The sequence below is a fragment of the Streptomyces sp. NPDC088747 genome (assembly GCF_044751025.1).
Classification (GTDB): Bacteria; Actinomycetota; Actinomycetes; order Streptomycetales; family Streptomycetaceae; genus Streptomyces.
This window is the reverse complement of sequence record NZ_JBIVKZ010000005.1, coordinates 339,355-360,192: the sequence shown is the minus strand read 5'-3', so window position 1 is coordinate 360,192 and position 20,838 is coordinate 339,355. Positions and strand designations below refer to the sequence as shown.

General features: G+C 70.3%; 15 protein-coding genes, 1 other RNA gene and 1 pseudogene. 13 read left to right on the top strand and 4 right to left on the bottom strand.

Translation table 11 applies throughout. The features are described 5' to 3' along the window. The first annotated feature begins 54 nt into the window (after nucleotides 1-54). Entirely contained in the window at nucleotides 55-1,494 is a 1,440-nt protein-coding gene (locus ACIP79_RS14935; protein WP_401223173.1) for an RNB domain-containing ribonuclease, read from the top strand. Here the strand turns inward: ACIP79_RS14935 and ACIP79_RS14930 are convergent. Both ACIP79_RS14930 and ACIP79_RS14925 read right to left on the bottom strand, forming a co-directional pair. Beyond that, entirely contained in the window at nucleotides 1,445-2,068 is a 624-nt protein-coding gene (locus ACIP79_RS14930; RefSeq protein ID WP_401223171.1) for a hypothetical protein, read from the bottom strand. The genes ACIP79_RS14935 and ACIP79_RS14930 overlap by 50 nt on opposite strands. Then, nucleotides 2,065-2,823: a MerR family transcriptional regulator gene (locus ACIP79_RS14925; protein ID WP_401223170.1), complete on the bottom strand. Its 759-nt coding sequence runs from the start codon at nucleotides 2,821-2,823 to the stop codon at nucleotides 2,065-2,067. The genes ACIP79_RS14930 and ACIP79_RS14925 overlap by 4 nt, the downstream gene beginning before the upstream one ends. Before the next feature lie 184 nt (nucleotides 2,824-3,007). Here ACIP79_RS14925 and ACIP79_RS14920 point away from each other — a divergent pair, with 184 nt between their 5' ends. From ACIP79_RS14920 to ACIP79_RS14895, 6 genes and pseudogenes are all read left to right on the top strand, one after another. Then, on the top strand, nucleotides 3,008-3,577 hold the full coding sequence (locus tag ACIP79_RS14920; RefSeq protein WP_401223432.1) for a Uma2 family endonuclease: 570 nt from the start codon (nucleotides 3,008-3,010) through the stop codon (nucleotides 3,575-3,577). A gap of 95 nt (nucleotides 3,578-3,672) precedes the next feature. After that, nucleotides 3,673-4,494 (top strand): helix-turn-helix domain-containing protein, encoded by an 822-nt coding sequence (locus tag ACIP79_RS14915; RefSeq protein ID WP_401223168.1) that lies wholly within the window; start codon nucleotides 3,673-3,675, stop codon nucleotides 4,492-4,494. Nucleotides 4,495-4,588: 94 nt separating this feature from the next. Further along, nucleotides 4,589-5,368: pseudogene (locus ACIP79_RS14910) on the top strand (DMT family transporter); the annotation flags it as partial. A gap of 118 nt (nucleotides 5,369-5,486) precedes the next feature. Further along, nucleotides 5,487-5,905: RNase P RNA component class A (rnpB, locus tag ACIP79_RS14905), an RNA gene on the top strand. Between the two features lie 192 nt (nucleotides 5,906-6,097). Then, nucleotides 6,098-6,556 (top strand): hypothetical protein, encoded by a 459-nt coding sequence (locus ACIP79_RS14900; RefSeq protein WP_401223166.1) that lies wholly within the window; start codon nucleotides 6,098-6,100, stop codon nucleotides 6,554-6,556. A gap of 204 nt (nucleotides 6,557-6,760) precedes the next feature. Beyond that, nucleotides 6,761-6,904, top strand: a complete 144-nt coding sequence (locus tag ACIP79_RS14895; protein ID WP_401223164.1) for a hypothetical protein — start codon at nucleotides 6,761-6,763, stop codon at nucleotides 6,902-6,904. Nucleotides 6,905-6,972: 68 nt separating this feature from the next. Here the strand turns inward: ACIP79_RS14895 and ACIP79_RS14890 are convergent, their stop codons facing one another. Further along, nucleotides 6,973-10,143, bottom strand: a complete 3,171-nt coding sequence (locus tag ACIP79_RS14890) for a tetratricopeptide repeat protein (protein WP_401223162.1) — start codon at nucleotides 10,141-10,143, stop codon at nucleotides 6,973-6,975. Between the two features lie 279 nt (nucleotides 10,144-10,422). Here ACIP79_RS14890 and ACIP79_RS14885 point away from each other — a divergent pair, with 279 nt between their 5' ends. Continuing rightward, nucleotides 10,423-11,682 carry a hypothetical protein gene (locus ACIP79_RS14885; protein WP_401223161.1) on the top strand — a complete coding sequence of 420 codons (1,260 nt, stop codon included), beginning with the start codon at nucleotides 10,423-10,425 and terminating at the stop codon, nucleotides 11,680-11,682. Nucleotides 11,683-12,148: 466 nt separating this feature from the next. On the opposite strand, the gene ACIP79_RS14880 is transcribed toward ACIP79_RS14885, so the two are convergent. Beyond that, on the bottom strand, nucleotides 12,149-14,311 hold the full coding sequence (locus tag ACIP79_RS14880) for an ATP-binding protein (protein ID WP_401223160.1): 2,163 nt from the start codon (nucleotides 14,309-14,311) through the stop codon (nucleotides 12,149-12,151). Between the two features lie 299 nt (nucleotides 14,312-14,610). Between ACIP79_RS14880 and ACIP79_RS14875 the strand changes: the two genes are divergently transcribed. From ACIP79_RS14875 to ACIP79_RS14855, 5 genes are all read left to right on the top strand, one after another. Beyond that, nucleotides 14,611-16,845 (top strand): MMPL family transporter, encoded by a 2,235-nt coding sequence (locus ACIP79_RS14875; protein ID WP_401223158.1) that lies wholly within the window; start codon nucleotides 14,611-14,613, stop codon nucleotides 16,843-16,845. Between the two features lie 106 nt (nucleotides 16,846-16,951). Next, nucleotides 16,952-17,671 carry a response regulator transcription factor gene (locus tag ACIP79_RS14870; RefSeq protein ID WP_401223156.1) on the top strand — a complete coding sequence of 240 codons (720 nt, stop codon included), beginning with the start codon at nucleotides 16,952-16,954 and terminating at the stop codon, nucleotides 17,669-17,671. Continuing rightward, the gene (locus ACIP79_RS14865; protein WP_401223154.1) at nucleotides 17,668-19,131 is read left to right on the top strand and encodes a sensor histidine kinase; all 1,464 of its coding nucleotides are present in this window, start codon (nucleotides 17,668-17,670) and stop codon (nucleotides 19,129-19,131) included. Before ACIP79_RS14870 ends, ACIP79_RS14865 begins: the two co-directional genes overlap by 4 nt. Nucleotides 19,132-19,181: 50 nt before the next feature. Further along, the gene (locus ACIP79_RS14860) at nucleotides 19,182-19,856 is read left to right on the top strand and encodes a LuxR C-terminal-related transcriptional regulator (protein ID WP_401223152.1); all 675 of its coding nucleotides are present in this window, start codon (nucleotides 19,182-19,184) and stop codon (nucleotides 19,854-19,856) included. Beyond that, the gene (locus tag ACIP79_RS14855) at nucleotides 19,853-20,533 is read left to right on the top strand and encodes a GPP34 family phosphoprotein (RefSeq protein WP_401223150.1); all 681 of its coding nucleotides are present in this window, start codon (nucleotides 19,853-19,855) and stop codon (nucleotides 20,531-20,533) included. Before ACIP79_RS14860 ends, ACIP79_RS14855 begins: the two co-directional genes overlap by 4 nt. Nucleotides 20,534-20,838 lie beyond the last annotated feature (305 nt).

Here is a 20,838-nt window from a genome sequence, read left to right as displayed (position 1 = left end):
CGGCTCGACGCCATTCGGCGTGCCACGGGTCCGCGCGCGGCCTACGCTCGACCCATGCCTCGCCGCCGCATCCGTGTCACCGGCGCAGCCGAGGCCCCCCTGCGGGCCGCCCTGCGCGCACTGCGAACCGAGCTCGACGTGCCCGAGGGCTTCTCGCCCGAGGTGCTGGAGGAAGCCGCGCGGGCTCCCCGCCTCCCCTCCCCCGACGCCACCGACATCCCCCTCTTCACCATCGACCCGCCGACCTCCACGGACCTCGACCAGGCGATGCACCTCGCGCGCCGCGACGGGGGCGGCTACCGGGTGCGGTACGCGATCGCCGACGTCGCCGCCTTCGTCGCACCCGGCGGCGCGCTGGACGCCGAGGCCCACCGCCGGGTGACGACCCTGTACTTCCCCGACGAGAAGGTCCCGCTGCACCCGCCCCGGCTCTCCGAGGGCGCGGCCAGCCTGCTCCCGGACCAGACCTGCCCGGCCGTGCTGTGGACCATCGACCTCGACGCGGACGGCCGCACGGAGACGACCGACGTGCGCCGGGCCCTCGTACGCAGCCGCGCCAAACTGGACTACGCGCACGTACAGCGCCGGATCGACGACGGGACGGCCGAGGAGCCGCTCGCCCTGCTCAAGGACATCGGGCTGCTGCGCGAGGCGCTGGAGGTGGAGCGCGGCGGCATCTCGCTGAACGTGCCCGAGCAGGAGATCGTCGAGAACGAGAAGGACGGGACATACGAACTCGCCTACCGGGCCCCGCTCCCCGCCGACGGCTGGAACGCCCAGATCTCGCTGCTCACCGGCATGGCCGCCGCCGACCTCATGCTCGCCCACGGCACCGGCGTCCTGCGCACCCTCCCCGCCGCGCCCGACGGCGCCGTCGGGCGCCTCCGCCGTACCGCCAAGGCCCTGCGCATCGACTGGCCGCACCACGTGCCCTACGCGCGGCTCATCCGCACCCTCGACCCGCACCAACCCCACCACGCGGCCTTCCTCCAGGAGTGCACGACGCTGCTGCGCGGCGCGGGCTACACGGTGTTCCGGGACGGCGTGCTCCCCGAGATCACCTCGCACGCGGCCGTCGCCGCGCCCTACGCCCACTGCACGGCCCCGCTGCGCCGCCTCGTCGACCGCTACGCCGCCGAGATCTGCCTCGCGGCCGTCGCTGAACAGGCCTCCCCCGACTGGGTGTTGGCCGCCCTCGCCGAACTCCCCAAGGAGATGGCCGACGGCACCCGGCGGGCGGGCACCATCGAGCGGGAGTGCGTCGACATCGTCGAGGCCGCGCTGCTCAAGGACCGGGTCGGCGAACTCTTCGACGGCTGCGTGGTGGACGTACAGGATCGTGAACCGACCGTCGGGACCGTGCAGTTGGAGTCTCCGGCGGTGTTCGCCCGGCTGGTGGGCGGGCCCACGCCGCTGCCGCTGGGGGAGCGGTTGCGGGTCCGGCTCACGCAGGCCGATCCGGGAGCGGCGAAGGTACGGTTCGCGCCCGCGTGAGGCTCCGGAGCAGTTCGGCGGGGTCGTCCGCGTGCAGCCGTACCCGATGGACCGTGCGTTCCCGGCCCAGGAAGGTGAAGTGACGTACGGGAGTGCGTAGTTGGAGAGTCACCTCGGTCTGCGCGCCGACCGGGAGGTTCAGTTCGCCGTCCGCCCGCTCATGGGTGGTGCGCAGCTCGCGGTGCGCGGAGGCGATGTCCGACAGCGGTATCCGCAGATCGACGTGGGCGCTGTTGCGGACCCGCAGGGTCTCGGAGTCCAGCACGTGCGGCCGGGTGACGCAGGCCGCGTACAGGCCGATCAGGAAGACCACCGTGTAGACGTCGAGGACGAGGACGATCCGGTACGCCAACGGCCAGTCGCGCAACAGCACGGACATACCGACGGTCTCGACCACGCAGACGAACGCGAGCCCGAACATCGTCGCGGCCTGCCCCCGCGCGTAACCGAACCCGCGCCCCGCACCCACCCCGTGCGGCCGCCGGGCCACCCACCGCCAGAGGCTCGCGAGCAGCCGCAGCTCATGCGCGAGAAGCCGCCGGAGCATTCGCAACAGTCCGCACGCGACTCTCATGCCCTGCTCCCTCGCTGTCGCTCCGCGACCATCCGCATCGTGCGGCGGATCGCCTCCGCCTGGGCCGGCGCGAAGTCGGCGTAGAAGGCGCGCAGGAAGGCGGTGTCGCCGTCCACCTCGCCGCCGGGCAGCAGGCCGTCCGGCAGACAGTCGGCGATGGCCCGCGCGGCCTCGTCCACGCGCGGGTCGGCCGGATCCGCGTCGGCGAGCGCGTCGAGCAGGGCGTACACCTCGTGCGCCCGCTCCAACGCGCCCGGCGCCTCGAACGCCCCGCGCAGCACGCCCAGCAGCCGCCGCCGCTCCTCCGGGGGTGCCGCGGTCTCGATGAGCGCCAGCATCTCGCGGTCCTTCGCGGCCATCGGCGATTCGAGTCCGGCCGCCATCTCGCCGAACAGCGCGGTCAGTTCGGGCGACAACGGCCCCTCTGCGGACACCCCGTGGCGCATCAGCGCACCCAGCCGCTCGCGCCGTTCCCGGATCGCCTCCTCCTGCCGGGCCAGATCCTCGTCCAGCTCCGCCAGCACCTCGACGAGCTCACGCCCCGCGTCGTCCGCGAGTACGTCCCGCACCTCGGCGAGCCCGAGCCCCAGCTCGGTCAGCCGCCGGATCCGCGCCAGCACGACCGCGTGCCGCAGCCCGTACTCCCGATACCCGTTCGAACGCCGCTCCGGCTCGGGCAGCAGCCCAAGGTGGTGATAGTGCCGCACGGCCCGCGTCGTGACACCGACGGCCGCGGCGAGTTCTCCGATCCGCATGCACCCAGTAGAAACGTTGACGCTGCGGCAGGGTCAAGCGACGGCTCGCGCCGGGCGGCCGAAGCCTGACGGCGTCGGTGGTCGTGTGCCACGATCGAGGGAACAGTTCCCGATTTCATGGACGGGTGATCACTCGATGTCCCAGTCTGGCGAGCGACCGAAGGAGGGGCGTGACATGACTGCCATGGCACATGAGCCGCTCACGCAGGCGGACGTCCTGCTGGAGGGCTTTCTGGCCCTGGACACCCCGGAAGGTTTCCGGGCGGAGCTGATCGAGGGGGAGATCGTCGTGACACCGCCGCCGGACGGGGATCATGAGGAGTACATCAACCTGGTCTTGAAGCAGGTGATCAGGCGGTCCCGGACGGACATGGATTACTCCGGGAACAAGGGGCTGAAGCTGAAGAGCGGGGGCGCCTGCCCGAAGAATCACGCGATCCCGGACGGCACCTTCGCGCCCACGGAGCTGAAGCTCTTCCGGGGAGCCGAATCCTGGATGCCCTGTGAGGGGGTCGCCATGGTCGTCGAGGTCACATCCACCAAGGCGGCGGCCGACCGCGAGGCGAAACGCCGCTGCTACGCCCGCGGCGGGATCCCCCTCTACCTGCTCGTCGATCGCGAAGCTTCTTCGGTGACGCTGTTCAGGGACCCGGAGCGGGACGACTACCGACAGCACTGCACGTTTCCCTTCGGCAAGCCGCTCGCCCTCCCGGAACCGTTCGCCTTCGAACTGGAGACGACCGAGTTCCTCTGAGCACCCGCCCGCCCGCATGCACCTCGCGGTATGGAAGTGACGCGCTCAGGTGTTGCGGCTCTGGTGACGGGGTGCGGCCGGGGGAGGGGTGTCGGGTGGGTGGTCGGGAGCAGGCTGTCTGGACCAGGGCGAGTCTCGGGCGGGGCGGCCCGTCGGTCGATCTGCTGACCGCACGGTTCGACAGGCATCGGTACGCCCCCCACGCGCACGCGGAGTTCACCGTCGGGGTGTGCGTCGCGGGTGCGGAGGTCATCGACTACCGGGGCGGCCGGATCCGTCCCGTACCGGGATCGATCGTCGTCCTCGCGCCCGGCGAGGCGCACACCGGAGGCCCCGCGGCCTGCGACGGCTACGCGTACCGCGCGATGTACCCGGACGCCTCCCTCCTCACCGAGGGCACCCTGACCCTGCCGCACTTCCGCGAACCGCTCCTCGACGACCCCGAACTGGCCGTGGCCCTGCGCACCGCGCACGCCGAACTCAGCGTCTGCCCAGACCCGTTGGAGGCGGAGTCCCGCCTCCCGTGGCTGCTCACCGCACTCGCCCGCCGCCACTCCACGGCCCGCCCGGTGAGCGACACGATCCCCGGAGCGGGCCACCTCGCACTCGTCGTGCGCGACCGGCTCGCCGACGAAGTGCGCTGCCCGCCCTCACTGGCAGAGCTCGCCGCCGACCTCGGCCTCTCCCGCTACCAACTCCTGCGCGCCTTCCGTACGACGATGGGGATGCCGCCGTACGCCTGGCTCGCCCAGCACCGGGTGGACCGGGCCCGCACCCTCCTCGAAGCGGGCCGGCGCCCCGCGGAGGTGGCGGGCCTGGTGGGCTTCGCGGACCAGGCGCATCTGACGCGCTGGTTCCGGCGGGTGCTGGGGGTGACACCGGGGGCGTACCGCGCGAGCGTGTTCGTGACGGCGTAGATCCCCGAGGACCTGCCCCGCGGCGTAGATTCCCGGGGCCGGCCCCGCAACGGCGTTCAAGACGCCGACGGCCGCCTCGGCCGAGACTGCCCGCATGACTGCACGCGGCTGGTTCCTCTTCTCCCTGATGGGAGTCCTCTGGGGCATCCCTTACCTGATGATCAAAGTGGCGGTGGACGGCGTCTCCCCGTCGATGGTCGTCTTCACGCGCTGTGCGATCGGGGCGGCACTGCTGCTTCCCTTCGCCGTACGGCAGGGGGGACTGGTCCGCGTCGTACGGGCACACTGGCGCCCGATGCTGGCCTTCGCCTTCATCGAGATCGTCGGCCCGTGGTGGACCCTGACGGACGCGGAGCGCCACCTCTCCAGCTCCACGGCCGGCCTGCTGATCGCGGGCGTACCGATCGTCGGCGTACTCCTAGCCCGCTTCTTCGGCGACACCGAACGGCTCGGTGTCCGGCGTATCACCGGCCTCGGCCTGGGCCTGGCAGGCGTCGCCGTCCTGACCGTCCCGCACCTCACCGGCGGCGACACCCGTTCACTCGCGGAGATGCTGGTCACGGTCGTCGGCTACGCGACGGCACCGCTGATCGTCGCGCACTACCTGAAACCGGTCCCCACGCTCCAGCTGATAGCCCCGTGCCTGCTCCTGGCGGCCCTGGTGTACGTCCCTGCGGCGGCCCTGACCTGGCCGTCCGAGGTCCCGTCCTCCTCGGTCCTGGTCTCCCTCGCGGGCCTGGGCGTCATCTGCACGGCGCTCGCCTTCGTCGCCTTCCTCGAACTGATCCGCGAGGCCGGCGCGACCCGGGCGGTGGTCTTCACCTACGTCAACCCGGCGGTGGCGGTGGCGGCGGGCGTGACGTTCCTGGACGAGTCGCTGACCCCAGGGATCGCCGCGTCCTTCGCCCTGATCCTGGCGGGCTCCCTGCTGGCCACGGCGTCCGCCGGACCGAGGCCCGCCCGGCGCCCGGTACCATGGTCGACACGGCAGACGAGCCGGGCGGACGGCCGCGTGAAGTCCCCTTCGGGGGTGCTTCCCGAGGAACGTCCGGGCTCCACAGGGCAAGGTGGTGGCTAACGGCCACCCGGGGTGACCCGCGGGACAGTGCCACAGAAAACAGACCGCCGAGGGCTCCGGCCCCCGGTAAGGGTGAAACGGTGGTGTAAGAGACCACCAGCGCCTGAGGTGACTCAGGCGGCTAGGTAAACCCCACCTGGAGCAAGGTCAAAAGGGAGTTCCTTCCAAGGAATGGAAAAGGACTCCTGCGCGGACGTTAGAGGGCTGCCCGCCCGAGTCCGCGGGTAGATCGCACGAGGCCGGCGGCAACGCCGGCCCTAGATGGATGGCCGTCTCCCCGGCCACCGCGAGGTGACCGGGCGACAGAACCCGGCGTACAGCCCGACTCGTCTGCCGGCTGGTGTCCGTGCCGCAGGGCCGCGCTGACGCGGTCAGTGGCTAGCCGTGGCCGACTGCCGTGCACGGTTCTGAGTCTGATTGGGATCACCGCAAGGTGCCTTGCGGATCGTTGCTCTACTCAAGCTTTCGTCGCTTCTCTACCGTGGCAGCCACGGGCTCAACAGCGCACGGAAGCAGGGGGTTTCGGTGGAAGCTGAGTTGGCGGCGCTCGCCGCGTCCGGGGCGACCACGCTGGTGGGGCTCATGGTGTCGGAGACCTGGGTCCAGGCGCGGGACCGGCTGGCGCGGTTTTTCGCCCGTACCGGCGACGAACGTGCCGTTGACGAGGAACTGAGCCTGTCACAGGGAGAGTTGGCGGCGGCTCGGGAGGCGGACGACGACGCCGCCGCGGCGGACATCGAGGCCGCCTGGCGGACGCGGCTGCGCCGTGCGCTCCAGGCCGATCCCGCGGCCGCGGAGGAACTGAGGTCCCTGCTGGCCGAGATAGCCTCCGACGACGGCCGGGAACCGCGGAGCACCGTGCACAACACCATCAGCGGGGGCGTGCAGCATGGGCCGGTGTTCCAGGGCGAGCGGTTCTTCGGAGTGACCATCAGCGGCTCGAACGCGGCCTCTCCGGATGGGAGTTCGGGGTCGGCGCACTGAGCGGAGGCCTGCTGATCGAGGGGCGGGCGTAGTGGTCGTACGCTGTCCCGGTCCGGGGGGCAGGGCCCGCTCGAACGGGTCGGACGTCACGTCGCCTCTGCGTGTGACAGACTCGGACTCGCCGTGATCTATTAGCACGTGCAAGCGAATCTCGCAAACTTGTCGCGCCTAGCCGTCGATCATGGCTAGCGTCTGTACGTCGGCGTGACCCCCGCGTCGGAGCTGGTCCAGTACGAGCACAAGGAATTTGATTTGAACCGCAAGCAGATGAACGTCGATCCTTCGCTCCCGGCCGCCGAGTCCGCGGTGCTGGTGCTCTTCCGCTGGATGTGGGGGATGCCCGCGTAGGCCTCGGCAGCCGGATTCTCGGCTGACCAAGGCCCGAGGGATGAAAGTGCCGGCTCCTGGGAGGGGGCTCAGGAGCCGGTGGATTCGTGTCTTGTCAGGAACTGGAGCAAGCTCGTCGCTTCCGCCTCCGCGCCCAGACGCCGGTAGAGGGCGATGGCCTGTTCGCCGTACTCGTCGGCCCGCTCAGCGGGGCGGCGGGACAGGGAGGCGGTCCGAGCTAGGCCCGCGAGCGCGTGGGCGGAGCCCATGGGGAAGTCGATGCGACCGGCCACTTCCAGGGCCTGTTCGTAGCCCTTGGACGCGAGGTCGAGCCGGCCCGACTCACGCTGGACATCGGCCACGGCGATCAACGCCCGAAGTTTCTCGAACGGGTTGTCGATGCTGGTGGCGACCCGTTCCGCCATGGTGAGGTGCAGCAGGGCTTCGCCCCGGCGGCCCGACTGGGCGTAGGTGGTGCCCAGGCTGATCAGGACGTCGGCCTCTCCCAGGGCGTCGCCGCTGTCCCGGTGGGCGGCGAGGGCCTTTTGGAAGTAGGTGAGGGCCCGGTCCGTCTCCCCGACGGCCTGGTGTACGGCACCCAGATTCACGGCGAGGATCGCCAGGTCAGGGCGGCCGCCATGCTGCCGCATCAGGGTCAGGGACCTTTCGTAACAGTCGCGTGCATCGGCGTGACGTCCCTGGAGGAAGTGCAGTTCGCCCCGGTTGTTCAGGGCTTGCGCCAGTCCGTACGGGTCAGGGAGCTCTTCGTAGATTGTCTCCATCAGCTGGACGTTGTGGAGTGCCTCGTCGTACTGCCCCGCGTAATAGAGGATCATTCCCTCGACATTGAGGCACTCTGCCTCCCCGCAGCGGTCGCCGACCTCGCGGTACAGCTTCAGGGCCTGTTCGAGATCGCTCATGGCCGTGCCGCCGTGGCCTGCCGCGAGGTGGGCACGTCCCATCTGGACGAGAGCGTCGGCACTGCCCTGTGTGTCGCGCAGGTCCTGGCAGATCGCCGAAGCCTCCGTCGCGCAGCGCAGCGCCTCACCGTGGTTTCGCTGCGCCAGCAGGTCCGCATACGCCGTCAGGGTCTGGGCAAGCAGGGAACGGTCGGCGGACGTACGGAGGACCGGTAGGGCCGCGTCGAAGAGTTCGGCCGCGATGTCCCACGCGCCCCACAGTTTGAGCGATCTCGCCAGGACGCCCGGGAACAGCGCGGCGTACTCGGGGTGTTCGGCGGCGGCCGTGCGCGCGAGGGCCACGAGATTCGCGCGTTCGACGGTCAGCCACACCGAGGCCTCGTCCGCGTGGGGGAACACGAGCGTGCGGAGGGACTGTGTTTCCGGAGGCAAAGGCAAGGGAATTGCGCGGCGATGGGGGTGGGCGAGCCGGTCGGCCCCGTGCGCGGTGGTGACGTAATGGCCGATGAGCCGGCCGGTCGAGGCATGCCGGACCGTGTCCGAATCCGTGTGGCAGCAGACCTGCAGGGCGAAGGCCCGGGTCAGATCGTGGAGCCGGTAGCGTCCGCGGACCGGCTCCTCCAGCAGACTGGAGTCGAGCAGGTCTTCGACGCATCGCTCCAGCAGCCCCCGCTCTCTCCCGAAGTCCGGACCGGCCAGCGCGGCCGCCGCCCGAAGCGTGATGTCGGGGCCGGTGTGCAGGGCGAGGCGACGGAGCAATTCCTGGGCCGCACTGCTTAGTTCCGTGTACGAGAACTGGAAGACCGCGCTGATCAGGGTGTCGAACTCCTGGAGCGGATCGGCGGCCTGTGTCAGCCGGTCGAGCAGATGTTGCAGGTCCCAGGAGTCCCGGTGACGGAAGCGGCTGGCCAGGATCTGGAGGGCCAGGGGATGGCACGCACATGCGTCCACGATCTGCTTCAGGCCCTCGGGTTCGGTCGACAGCCTCGACGCGCCGACGATCCGCGTGAAGAGAGCCGCCGCCTCCGCCCTGGACAAGGTGTCCACGAACAGGGAAGTGGCGCCCTCCAGTCCGGCCAGTCGGCTCCTAGTGGTCACCAGGACACGGCAGGTGGGAGAGCCCGGCAACAAGGGGCTGACCTGTGTGGCGTCCCGTACGTTGTCGAGGACCACGAGCGCGCGACGTCGGGCGGTCCACTCGCGCCATCTGGTCGCTCGTTCGTCCAGTGCGGCCGGCAGTTCGCCGGGCCATCCCGTCGCGTGCAGCAGGTTGGCCAGGGCGTCCGCCGGATCGAGCGGCTGCTGACCGCTGTAGCCCCGCATGTCGACGTAGAACTGGCCGTCCGGATAGGCCTTGGACAGTTGGTGCCCGGCGTGTACCGCAAGGGTCGTCTTGCCGATACCGGGCATTCCGTGGATGACGGTGACCGGTAGGGCGGTCGTCGCGCCGTCCTCGGCGGCGGAATCGGCGTGCAGGATGCGTAGTTCGCCGACTCGTCCGGTGAAATCCCGGATGTCGCGGGGCAGGCAGTTGCGGGGCTCCGAGGTCTGGGCCGGGGCGGGAGGGCCTGTCTCCGTCCGGAGCAGGCCGCCGTCCTGATCGAGCATCCGGAGATGGAGCTGCTGGAGTTCCGCGGTCGGCTCGATGCCCTGGCTCTTGTGCAGCCGCGTGCGGGCGTTCCGGTAGACGGCGAGGGCTTCGTCGTGACGTCCGGAGCGGTACAGAACCAGCATCAGGGAGCCGATCACCTTCTGAGCGAAAGGATTCTGCGTGGCGAGTTCCTGGAGTTCGCCGACGAGATCCGCATGGCGGCCCAACTCCATTTCCAGGCCGATCCGTTCCTCACGCACCCGGCGATGGTCCTCGGTCAGTCGCGCACACGCCGACTGCGCCCAGGAGCTGCCGGTGAACTCGGTCAACGGCTCGCTCCGCCACAGAGCTTCGGCGGTCCGCAACAGCCCGATGGCCAGAGTGCGTTCGCCTCGTGCGGCCGCGGCCACCGCGTCCGACCGCAGCCGTTGGAAGCGCAGTAGGTCGATGTCCTCCGGGTCGGCGCGCAACTGGTACAGCCGGGAGGAGGGCCGCTCCACCCGTGCCCTTTCGTCGCCGACCGCCCGGCGCAGCCGTCCGCGGAGCCTGGAGAGGTAACTGTGCAGCGTGGCCATCGCCGTTGGCGGAGGTTCGCCGTCCCAGACCCGGTCCATCAGTGTGTCCGCCGTGACCGGTTCACCGCGCGCGTGGATCAGGACCGCCAGCACGCAGCGTTCCTTGAGAGACCCGAGCTCGTACTGCTGCTGGTCGTGCCAGAGTTCAAGAGGTCCCAGAGCAAGAAGTTCCACCACCACCCCCGACGGGTGCGCTTCTTCCTACGAGCTTCGGCAGTGTCCGGACATCCGTGTGACTCGTACCACTGTTCTATGGATGCGGGGTTGGAGTCAGGGGTGGCTACACAGGCGCACCGAAGCGCGGCGGGCGCACAGGCGTAGCGCGGTCGTCGTCCCACAGGAGTGCAGGATTCCTGCAAGCCCACCATCCAGCCCTCCGGGCATCCCCCTGTCACCGGCCGCGAATCGTCGCGGCCGCGATGACCACGAAGGAAGAACCGGGGGATTTCAACGATGAGCGTGACAGTGCCGGAGCCGCACTGGCGGCATGTGCCGGTGCGGCTGGACGTCGAACGCTGGGCCACTCGCCGGACTCGCAGAAGAGTCCTGGTCGTGGTGCACACCGTCATATCGGGCCAGCGAATACTTGACGCGATACGCCTGCTCGAAGGTGACATCAGGGTGCAGACCTTCTTCACCCAGGCACCCGATGTGTTCAGCAACGGAGTCAGTGAGTTTCTCGATCGGCTGGGCGGCCTGGTGCTGCCGTGGAGTCAGGCGGTGCAGACGAACTTCGATCTGGCGCTCGCCGCCAGTCACGGCAGCCTCCACGACCTTCAGGCACCTGTCGTCGTACTTCCGCACGGTGCCGGACACAACAAGTTCACCCCGGTCGTGCATCGGGGCCGCCGGGTGGTGGCGCAGCGGGGTGTGTACGGGCTCAGCAGGCAGGGGTTGGTGCGGGACGGAGCGGTGGTGCCCGAGGTGATCGTTCTGGCCCATCACGAGGAGCTGGCCAGGCTCGGCCGCGAATGTCCCGAGGCTCTGCCGGCGGCGGAAGTGGTGGGGGATCCGTGCTTCGACCGCCTTGCCGTAAGTCTTCCCTCCCGGGCGTTGTACCGGGAGGCGCTGGGTGTCAGGGCGCGGCAGAAACTGGTCCTCGTGTGTTCCACCTGGGGGCCCGACTCACTTCTGGGGCAGGGGTGGGGCACGCTGGAACGGCTGGTCACCGAACTGCCCGGAGACGAGTACCGGATCGCCGCGCTCCTCCATCCTCATGTGTGGAACGCGCACGGCGACTGGCAGGTCCGGAGCTGGCTCGCCGAGCTGGCGCGCTCGGGTCTGATCCTGGTCAGCCCTCACGGCGACTGGGCCGGAGCGGTCGTGGCAGCTGATCACATCGTGGGTGATCACGGCTCGGTTTCGCTCTACGGCGCGATGACGGGTGCACCGGTGCTGATGGCCGGCCGCTTGGACGCCGACGTGGATCCGGGCTCGCCGATGGCCGAGCTGATGTCCTTCGCGCCGCGACTGCACGGAGACCGTCCGGTGTACCCGCAGCTCAAACGGAGCTCGGTGTTACGTCGTTCGCATCAGTACGAGCGCGTCGCGGCCCGGATCACCTCGGAGCCCGGCCGGTTCGCGCGAAGGATGCGCGCGTTGCTCTACCGGAAGTTACGGCTGCGAGCACCTGCCACCCGGACGATCACGGAACCCGCGTGGCTCCCGCTGGCGGTGCGCTACGACGAACCCGGCAGCGTGATCCCACGATGACTCTTCTCGTTGTGTTGTCCCAGACGGTGGTGTCCCCCCTGGTCGCGGGCGTCCGGAGCCCGGCGCACCGGATCCGGACGACGCTGCTGCACCCGGCTTCCGGGGCTCTGTCCGCGGACGAGCACGTCAGGGTCCGGCTTTCCGGGCGGGAACCCTCCGGGCAGGAATTCTCCGCGGAGGAACGGTCGCCCGTGTTCGGCGACGTGCTCATCGAGCACGGCGAGGGAGCACGGAAGGTCGCTCAGCTGGCCGCGTCCCATCCGGGGGCCCTGGTCGTGGCGGTGCATCACGGACTCCACTGCTGGATATGGCTCGGTCCGGGTGGCCACGTGGTCGAGCTCGAAGCCCGCGGGCCGGGACAGCCGGAGAAGGTGTGGGAAACCGCCGCTTCGCTGGCTCATTCCTGCCTGGTGGCCGGGCTGCCCGCGGCGCTTCTGGGGTCCGCGGCCGTGCGCCTCATCTGGGCTCAGACTCCGGACTCGCCGCCCTCCAACTGCCGGAGCCGGTGCCGAGTTGACTCGGCTTCCTCCGATTGCGACCGGCCCACGGAGGAGTAGAGGTCCAGCGCCTCCTGGTAGTGATCCCGGGCAAGGTGCGTCCGCCCGCGCCGTTCGGCGACCTCGGCCAGGTTTCCGAGGGCGCGGGCGGTCTCGTAGTTCGCTGTCATGCCACGCAGCGCCGCCAGTGCGGAGGACAGCAACTCCTCAGCCTGATCAAGGCGGTTCAGAACGAGATGCGCACGGCCCAGAAGAGTGGCCGCGCGTGCGGCGTTGTAGGTGTCGCCCGCTCCTTGAAGCGTGGTGCGGGCGGCATCGGCATGGCGGACCGCCTCCTCGGCCTGCCCCGTGGCGAGCGCGACATCGGCGAGGTTGAACCTGGCCAACCCGCCTGCTCGATGGTCTCCGTTCGCCGGTAGTTCCGTCGTGGCGCGCAGGAAGAGCTCCGCGGCCTCGCGCTGACGTCCGAGCCGATACAGGGCGAGGCCGCGGTAGTTGAGCGTGCGGGCATGACCGAGTCGGTCACCGCTGTCCAGGAACAGCTGCGCCGCCTGCTCGAACATCTCCCGGGCGCGGTCGGGATTCCCGGAACCGAGTTCCCCCACCCCGCCGGAGGTGAGCATCCGGCATTCAGCCGCCACGTCTCCCAGTTCCCTTGCCGCCGCCAGACCTTCCTGATGCGCGGCGCACCAGTCGTCGTAGAACTTCCGCCGCAGGAAGAGCGGCCAGAGGGCATCCGCGAGCTGCCAGCAGACGGTCGGGAATCCGGCGGAACGGGCCTGGTGGATCACGGCCATGAGCGTGGGCAACTCCCGCTCCAGCCAGTCCAGGGCGGCGTCGGAATCGGGGCCCACATCCGCGACGACCAACGGTACGGTCCCGTAGTCCCGGGCCATGGTCCGGTGCTGGGGGTCGATGATCTCCTCGGCGCGGGTGGCGCTCGCGAGGTAGTGATCGGCGATACGGCGGATCGCCCGCGTACGTTCCTGCGGCGCTTCGTCCTCTTGCGCCTTGGAGGCGGCGTGCAGTCGTACGAGATCATGGAAGCGATGCCGTTCTCCAGCGGCGTCGATGAGCAGGCTCGCGTCATGGAGAACTTCCAGCAACTCCGTGGCACGCGGTTCCTCGGCCTCGTGCGCCACGCCGGACAATGCCGTGACCACCGAGGCGTCGAACTCCCGACCGGGGTGCAGTCCCAACAGCCTGTAGAGCCGGGCAGCGGAGGGAGGCAACGCCTGATAGGACAGGTCCAGCGCCGCTCGGACGTTGTGGTCGCCGTCGATGGCCAACGCCTCCAGCCGTTGATGCTCCTCGGTGAGCGCGCGGACCATCGTGGTGATACCCCGCTCGGGACGCGCCGCGAGCCGGGCACCGGCGACACGAACAGCCAAGGGCAGCCCGGCGCACAACTCGACCAGGGCGCGCGCGTCCGCAGGCTGTTCGGTCACCCGCTCGTCCGAAAGGGTGTCCGCGAGCAGTTCGACGGCTGCCTCGGAGGTCAGGGGTTCCAGGTGGACGGGATAGCAGCCGTCGACTGTCAGCCCCGGCAGCCGGCTCCGGCTGGTCACAGCGGTGACGCTGCCGCCCGCGGGCAGCAACGGCCGTACCTGGGCCGCGGTCGCCGCGTCGTCCAGGAGCACCACCAGGCGCTGGTTCGCGGTCAACGACCGGTACAGCGCCGTCCGTTCGGCGAGCATCGCGGGAACCTGCTGTGCGGGGACGCCCAGGGCGCGCAGGAAGCGCGCGAGTATCTCTCCCGGCTGCGTCGGTCCCTCGGGCGACTGGGCCCCGAGATCCGCGTGGAGCTGGCCCGCCGGGAAGTGCGGGCGAAGCGTGTGCAGCCACCTCAGCGCGACAGTGGTCTTACCGACTCCGCCCAGCCCGCTCACCGCGGCCAGAGCCGACCGCCCGTCCCGCGCGGCACGGGTGCGATGGCGCTCCAGCGCCGCGAGTTCCGGCGACCGGTCGATCACTCGCACGAGCGGGGGCAGTTGCCAGGGCGTCCGCGTGGCGGAGCTCTCCTGCGAGCGGATGTGGATTCCACCGTGCACGGCACCTGCCTGGACGACAGCGCCGTGCACGGTGCCACTCAACTCGTTGTGGGAATCACGCCCGTCCCTCGGCACTCGCACCCTCCGCCCCTGTGTATGTAAGTACCGATACGTTGGATGGATCCTTTCCACGCAGGTGATCGATATCCGTCGATCCGGGAAGGGATCGCCTCCTTCCACCTTCCACGGGCCTGGCGGGGGAGAGGGGGCCGGCTGTCGCGCTTCGGCGGAACCGGCGTGGCCTCTTCGGTTCCCGTCCTTGACGCCCCCCGCCAAAACCGTCAACAAACCCTCAACTCCCCCACCCCCCACCCCTCAACTCCGTTGCCCAGGATCAGGACCTCAAGCTGGCGTCGTCGGAGTGATTGAGGGATGCGGGTATGGCTACGTTCTTGTATCGGGTCGGGGCTTTTGGGGCTCGGCGGTGGCGGGTGGTGTTGGCCGGGTGGGTGCTGGTGCTCGGGGCTGTGATCGGGGTGGGGTTCTCGGTCGGCGGGAGTTTCGCGGACAGCGGGTCCATTCCCGGGTCGCCGGCGCAGACCGCGCTGGACAAGATGGACCGGCACTTTCCGGAGCCGGATGTCCAGTCCGCGCAGGTCGTCTTCCAGGCGCCGCCGGGGCAGAAGGTGACCGATCCGGGGCTGCGGAAGGCCCTGGAGGACTCCCTCGCCGCGACCGGCGACGTCAGTGGAGTGAGCCAGGTCGGTGAGCCCCTCCAGGACGGCACCGTCTCCCGGGACGGGCGTACCGCCGTCGCGGACGTCGAGTTCCACACGAAGAAGGACGACGACGTGCCCCCCGGCACCCTCGACGCGGTGAAGGCCGCGGGGAGCCAGGCCGAGCAGGCGGGGATGAGGACCGTCTACGGCGGTGACGCCTACGCCGAGTCCGCCCCGCCCGTCGGGCCCGCCGAGCTGGTGGGGATCGGCGTCGCCCTGGTGATTCTCGTGATCACGTTCGGGTCGCTGGTCGCCGCCGGGCTGCCGCTGCTGACCGCCGTCCTCGGCGTCCTCGGCACCATGGCCGCGATGACGGGCCTGGCCTCGGTGTTCGGCATCAGCGACAACGCGCCGACCCTGGCCATCATGCTGGGGCTCGCCGTCGGCATCGACTACGCCCTGTTCGTCGTCTCGCGCCACCGGGCCCAGCTCGCCACCGGCATGCCCGTCGAGCAGTCCGCCGCCAAGGCCAACGCCACCGCGGGCAGCGCCGTCGTCTTCGCCGGCGCGACCGTCTGCATCGCCCTCGCCGGGCTGTCCGTCGCCGGAGTTCCGATGCTGACCTCCATGGGGCTCGCGTCGGCCGGAGCGGTCGCCGCCGCCGTCGTACTCGCCCTCGGTCTGCTCCCCGCCCTGCTGGGCATGATGGGCCGACGGCTCGTCCCCAGGGCCCGCAAGTCCCGTACCCGCGGCGGCCGTACGGCGGTACGCGGCAGCCGCAAGGCGGTACGCGGCGACCGGACCCCCCTGGGCGTCCGATGGACGGAGGCCGTGCTGCGGCGGCCCGTGCGCGCGCTCGTCGTCGTCACCGTCACTATCGTCGCCCTCGCGCTTCCGGCCCTGCAGCTCAAGCTCGCGGTCACCGACGAGGGGAACAGCCCCACCACCTCGTCGAGCCGCCAGGCCTACGACATGATCGGCGACGCGTTCGGCCCCGGGGCGAACGGCCCGCTCGTCGTGCTCGTCGAGGACGAGAGCCCGGCCGTGGTGAGTTCGACGGCCGCCGCGGTCGAGGACAGGCTCGGCAAGGTCGAGGGCATCGCGGACGTCAGTGGCGTCGACGTGGCCGAGGACGGGACGGCCGCGCGTATCCAGATCACGCCCGACACCGGACCCCGGTCCGCGGAGACCAGCGCTCTGGTCTCCCGGCTGCGCACCGAGACGCGGCCCCTCGCGGACTCGACCGGAAGCTATGTCGCCGTCACCGGCCTGACCGCCGTCAGCATCGACGTCGCCGACAAGCTCAGCGGCGCGCTCGTCCCGTTCGCGATCGTCGTGGTCGGGCTGTCCCTGCTGCTCCTGATGGTCGCGTTCCGGTCCCTGGCCATACCGGTCAAGGCCACCGTCGGGTTCCTGCTGTCCGTCGGCGCCGCGTTCGGAGCCACCGTCGCGGTCTTCCAGTGGGGCTGGCTGGCGGGGCCGCTGGGAGTGAGCGCCGAGGGTCCGGTGGCCAGCTTCATGCCGATCATCGTGATGGCGGTGCTCTTCGGGCTCGCCATGGACTATGAGGTGTTCCTCGTCTCCGCCATGCGTGAGGACTACGTCCGCCACCGCGACGCCCGTGCCGCCGTCGTCGCCGGGGCCCGCAACGCCGCCCGCGTGGTGACGTCCGCCGCCCTCATCATGGTCTCGGTCTTCATCAGTTTTCTGTTCTCGCACGACGCCGATATCATGCCGATCGCCTTCGCCCTGGCGTTCGGAGTGCTGGTGGACGCCTTCCTGGTGCGTATGACCCTCGTACCGGCGGTGCTGGCCCTCCTCGGTGACCGGGCCTGGTGGCTGCCCCGCCGTCTCGACCGCCTCCTGCCCCACGTCGACGTCGAGGGGGAGAACTTCCACGCCGGCGACGACGCCCCCGGGACACCCGTCAGGACCCCTGCCGCCGTGAATTCGTGACGCGATGAACCACCGAGCCGGTACCGGGACTTGTGTCGCGTCCGTCGAGCGGGCGCGAGCACTGGTAGACGTCGGGCAGGCAACCCCGCCCGCACAAGGAGCACGTATGAACGCCGCCGACGCACCGCACACCACGGCCCGCGTGCTGGTCGTCGACGACGATCCCGGTATCCGGCGCCTGCTCATCTCGGCCCTGGGATTCGCCGGGTTCGAGGTCGACGTGGCGGGCGACCTGACGGAGGCTCTCGACCAGGTCGCCCGCCGGCCCCCCGACGTCATCGTCCTGGACGTCATGCTCCCCGGCGCCGACGGTTTCGAGATCCTTCAGCTGCTGCGGGCCCGCGCCGTCCAGGTGCCGGTCCTCTTCCTCACCGCACGCGACGCCGTCGAGGACCGCGTCCGGGGCCTGCGGCTGGGAGGCGACGACTATGTCACCAAGCCCTTCAGCGTCGTGGAGGTCGGCGCCCGCCTCCAGGCGCTGCTCCGCCGGGCCCGCGGCGGAGCCCCCGCCCCCGAGGGGACACCGCTGCGCTGCGCGGACCTGGAGATCGACGATCCCCGTCACGAAGTACGCCGCGCGGGCGCGCTCATCGAACTCTCCCCGACCGAATACCGCCTGCTGCACTACCTGTTGAGCCACCAGGGGCAGGTGCTCTCCCGCGCGCAGATCCTGGAGGCCGTCTGGCGGTACGACTTCGGCGGGGACACCGTCGTGGTCGAACGCTTCGTCTCCAACCTCCGCCGCAAGATCGACCAGGGGCACGAACCCCTGCTGCACACCGTCAGAGGCGTCGGCTACACGCTGCGAGAGCAGGCCCGCAAGTGAACCTCCGTGGCCGCCTCACCTGGTCCCGCTCCAGTGTCCGCCTGCGTCTGCTCGCCGGCCTGGCCGTCCTCCTCGTCTTCGGGCTGACGGCCAGCGCCGTCAGCAGCGCCTTCCTTCTGGAGGACTTCCTCGACAAGCGCTACGGAAGGACCCTCAAGAGCAGCGCCGACCGGCTCGCCGAGGTGATCGCACAGGGCCCGCAGACGGCCGACGCCGACCAGCTCGGCGCCCTGCTCGGGCCCCCGCTGGGGCTGGTCGCCGTCGACGCTGACAACAGGGTTCTGGACAGCACGGGTTCGGCGACCCCGGCAGCCGCCGCTCTCGCCGAGATCAGCCTGACCGTCCCCGTCGGCAGCACCGTCAAGTACGACGGGGACGACGGGGAGGACAGGGACGGGGACGCCGGGGGCGACGAGCAGCACGGTCTCGAAGCGATCCGTATCCCCAGCCCCGGGCTCGTCATCGACCGCGGTCCCGAGGAGACCGACATCAGACCGGCCGCCGTCGTCCTCGCCATCGACTCCTCCGTGGACGACGGCACCGTCGCCACCCTCATCAAGCGCCAACTGGGTCTGGTCGGCGGCGCGTTGGTACTCCTGTTGGGGCTCGCTCTCGTCGTCCTGCGTCTCGGGATGCGGCCGCTGGCCAAGATGGCCCGCACCGCCGACGCCATCGCCGAGGGGCATCTCACGGAACGGCTGCCGAGCAGACGTAACGGCAGCGAGGCCGACCTGCTGGCCGAGGCCGTCAACCGGGCCTTCGACGCCCAGGCCCGCGCGGAGGCGACCGTACGCTCCCTGGCGGCCGACACCTCCCACGAGCTGCGCACCCCGCTCACCACGATCTCGGGCTGGCTCGACCTGCACCGCCAGGGCGGTCTTTCCGGGCCGGGTCTGGAGACGGCGCTCGAACACATCGAGAACGAGGTGGGACGGATGCGGCTGCTCGTCGAGGACCTCGCGCTGCTCGCCCGCCTGGACGCCGGCCGCCCGGTGGAGCGGGACCACGTCGACCTCACCGCGCTGGCCGCCAGCGTCATCGAGGACGCGCAGATCATCTACCCCGAGCGCGGCATCACCATGGCGCCCGCTCCCTCCGCCCCCGTCCTCGGCGACGCCGACCGTCTGCAACAGGTCCTGCGCAACCTGGTCGGCAACGCCGTCCAGCACACCCCCGAGCGGACCTCCGTGACGGTCGAGATCAGCCAGGTCGGTACGGACGTACGGCTGCGGGTCATCGACGACGGCCCCGGTATCCCCCCGAAGGACCTGCCCCGCGTCTTCGAACGTTTCTGGCGCGCCGAGGCCAGCCGCAGTCGTGCCTACGGGGGCTCGGGTCTCGGGCTGGCCATCGTGGAAGCCATCGTGCACGCCCACCACGGCCGGGTGGACGTGGAGTCGGAGGTGGGAGCCGGGACCACCGTCACCATCCGGCTTCCCCGGGCCACCACGCGGAAATGAGGGGCCGCACGGTATTTCTCGCCGGCGGACCGACACTCGTACGCGCGGCCATGGCCGTGGTCATCGAGAGCCGATCCATGGTGGTCGTCGGACAGGCCGCCGCCGACGACATTCCATTTCGCGAATCACTCAAGGCCGATATCGCACCGGCTCTGGTTCTTCTCGACCGCGCCATCCGAAAAGGAAACGTCCTCGAATTCGCGAAGACCGTCTCCGTCGCTTCGGCGGCCGCCCTTACCGTCGTGTTCGGCGTCCGGGACGCCCCGGAGGCCGAGGCCTGCCTGCGGGCGGGCGCCACCGGGGTCCTCGCCGCCGACATCACGGCCACGCAATTCGTGGAGGCGCTGGAAACGGTGCTGCGCGGCGGCCTCGTCGTCATCCTGGAGAACGTGCCCGACGGCGTGCCCCCTCCGTCACGGGCCGCCGGCGCCGAAGCGACGCTGACCCTCTCCGGACGGGAGCGCGAGATCCTCGTCATGCTGGCGAGCGGCCGGGAGAGCGCCGCCATCGCGGACGAACTCGGTATCAGCCCGCTCACGGTGAAAACGCACATAGCCAACATGCTCACCAAAATCGGGGTGAGGCAGCGCGGACACCTTATTGCCTTTGCCTACGAGACCGGCATTGTGGTGCCGGGCCTGCGAAGCGGGCGTTCCGGGGACTTTCGTATGCTTGGTTCGGACCGCAGTCCAGTAGCCGTGCCACTGATACGGAGCCGCACATGACCACAGCTCAGGATCTGATGATCGTCGCCGTGGACCTGGTTCCCGGCCGTTCGGTGGAGCCCGGTGATCTCTCGCTCGCCCTCGCGGGGGCCGAGCTCCTCGACCTCGTCGCCGCGCGGGCGGTCACCCTCGACGGCGACCGCGTCATACCGAACCCGCAGCAGGCGTTCGACGACCGTCTGCTGGACGAGGCGTCGTCGGCGCTCACCCGGCAGTCACCGTACGAGTCGGTCGAGGACTGGCTGTGGCGCAGGGGGCGCGGTCTGTCCGCCGGTTACCTGAAGGCATGGGAGGCGGAGGGGCCGGAGGACAGGAAGCGTCATCGCTGGATCCCCTCGCGGACCCAGCAGCCCGCCCCCGCCGACTCGCCCGCCCGGCTCCGCGCCGAGGAGCGCTGGGTGTCCGACGAGCCGGTCCTGGTCGCCCTCGCGACAGCCGCCGGAGTGCGCGAACGAACGGACGAGGACCCCCTGGCCGCGACGGCGGACCCGGACGCGGTCGCGACAGAGGGCCCGGACGCCACGGGGGACCCCGTCGCGGCGGAGGGCCTGGGCGACGACGACTCGACCGTGACCGTGCTCGCCGCCGTCAACGAAGCGGTGATGGAGCTGGAGGCCGTCCGGCAGCGCCGCGCCATCGAGAACGCGGCCTTCGACAACATCTGGCGGGGCCTGTAAGAGCCGATTGGCTGGGGTGTGAGCGGGTTTCAGGCCAAGTGCGAAACCCGCGATTGTGGCCACCCGGCGCCGATCGGGCCGGAAACGGGCTGTCAGGGGAGGTCAGCGGCCGTTTCCCTGGGAGTTCGCTGGGGATCACATGTGCACGGAGTGAACATTTGCGTACACAAGGTAAACAGGAGTGGGGTGGCTGAGAAACTTTTTCGAATTACCCACGAAACCTCCCCAGATCATCGGAGGATGTGTCCGGCAAGGGCGGGGGGTCGCTCGCGGCCACGGGCTTCCCGACGCTTCGGCGTAGGTGC

Excerpts from the sequence above, each read along its gene's own strand:
- ACIP79_RS14870 (WP_401223156.1), top strand. The coding sequence starts at position 16,952 with ATGAACGCCGCCGACGCACCGCACACCACGGCCCGCGTGCTGGTCGTC.
- ACIP79_RS14920 (WP_401223432.1), top strand. The coding sequence starts at position 3,008 with ATGGCACATGAGCCGCTCACGCAGGCGGACGTCCTGCTGGAGGGCTTT.
- ACIP79_RS14930 (WP_401223171.1), bottom strand. The coding sequence starts at position 2,068 with ATGAGAGTCGCGTGCGGACTGTTGCGAATGCTCCGGCGGCTTCTCGCG.
- ACIP79_RS14860 (WP_401223152.1), top strand. The coding sequence starts at position 19,182 with ATGGCCGTGGTCATCGAGAGCCGATCCATGGTGGTCGTCGGACAGGCC.
- ACIP79_RS14885 (WP_401223161.1), top strand. The coding sequence starts at position 10,423 with ATGAGCGTGACAGTGCCGGAGCCGCACTGGCGGCATGTGCCGGTGCGG.
- ACIP79_RS14855 (WP_401223150.1), top strand. The coding sequence starts at position 19,853 with ATGACCACAGCTCAGGATCTGATGATCGTCGCCGTGGACCTGGTTCCC.
- ACIP79_RS14935 (WP_401223173.1), top strand. The coding sequence starts at position 55 with ATGCCTCGCCGCCGCATCCGTGTCACCGGCGCAGCCGAGGCCCCCCTG.
- ACIP79_RS14925 (WP_401223170.1), bottom strand. The coding sequence starts at position 2,823 with ATGCGGATCGGAGAACTCGCCGCGGCCGTCGGTGTCACGACGCGGGCC.
- ACIP79_RS14875 (WP_401223158.1), top strand. The coding sequence starts at position 14,611 with ATGGCTACGTTCTTGTATCGGGTCGGGGCTTTTGGGGCTCGGCGGTGG.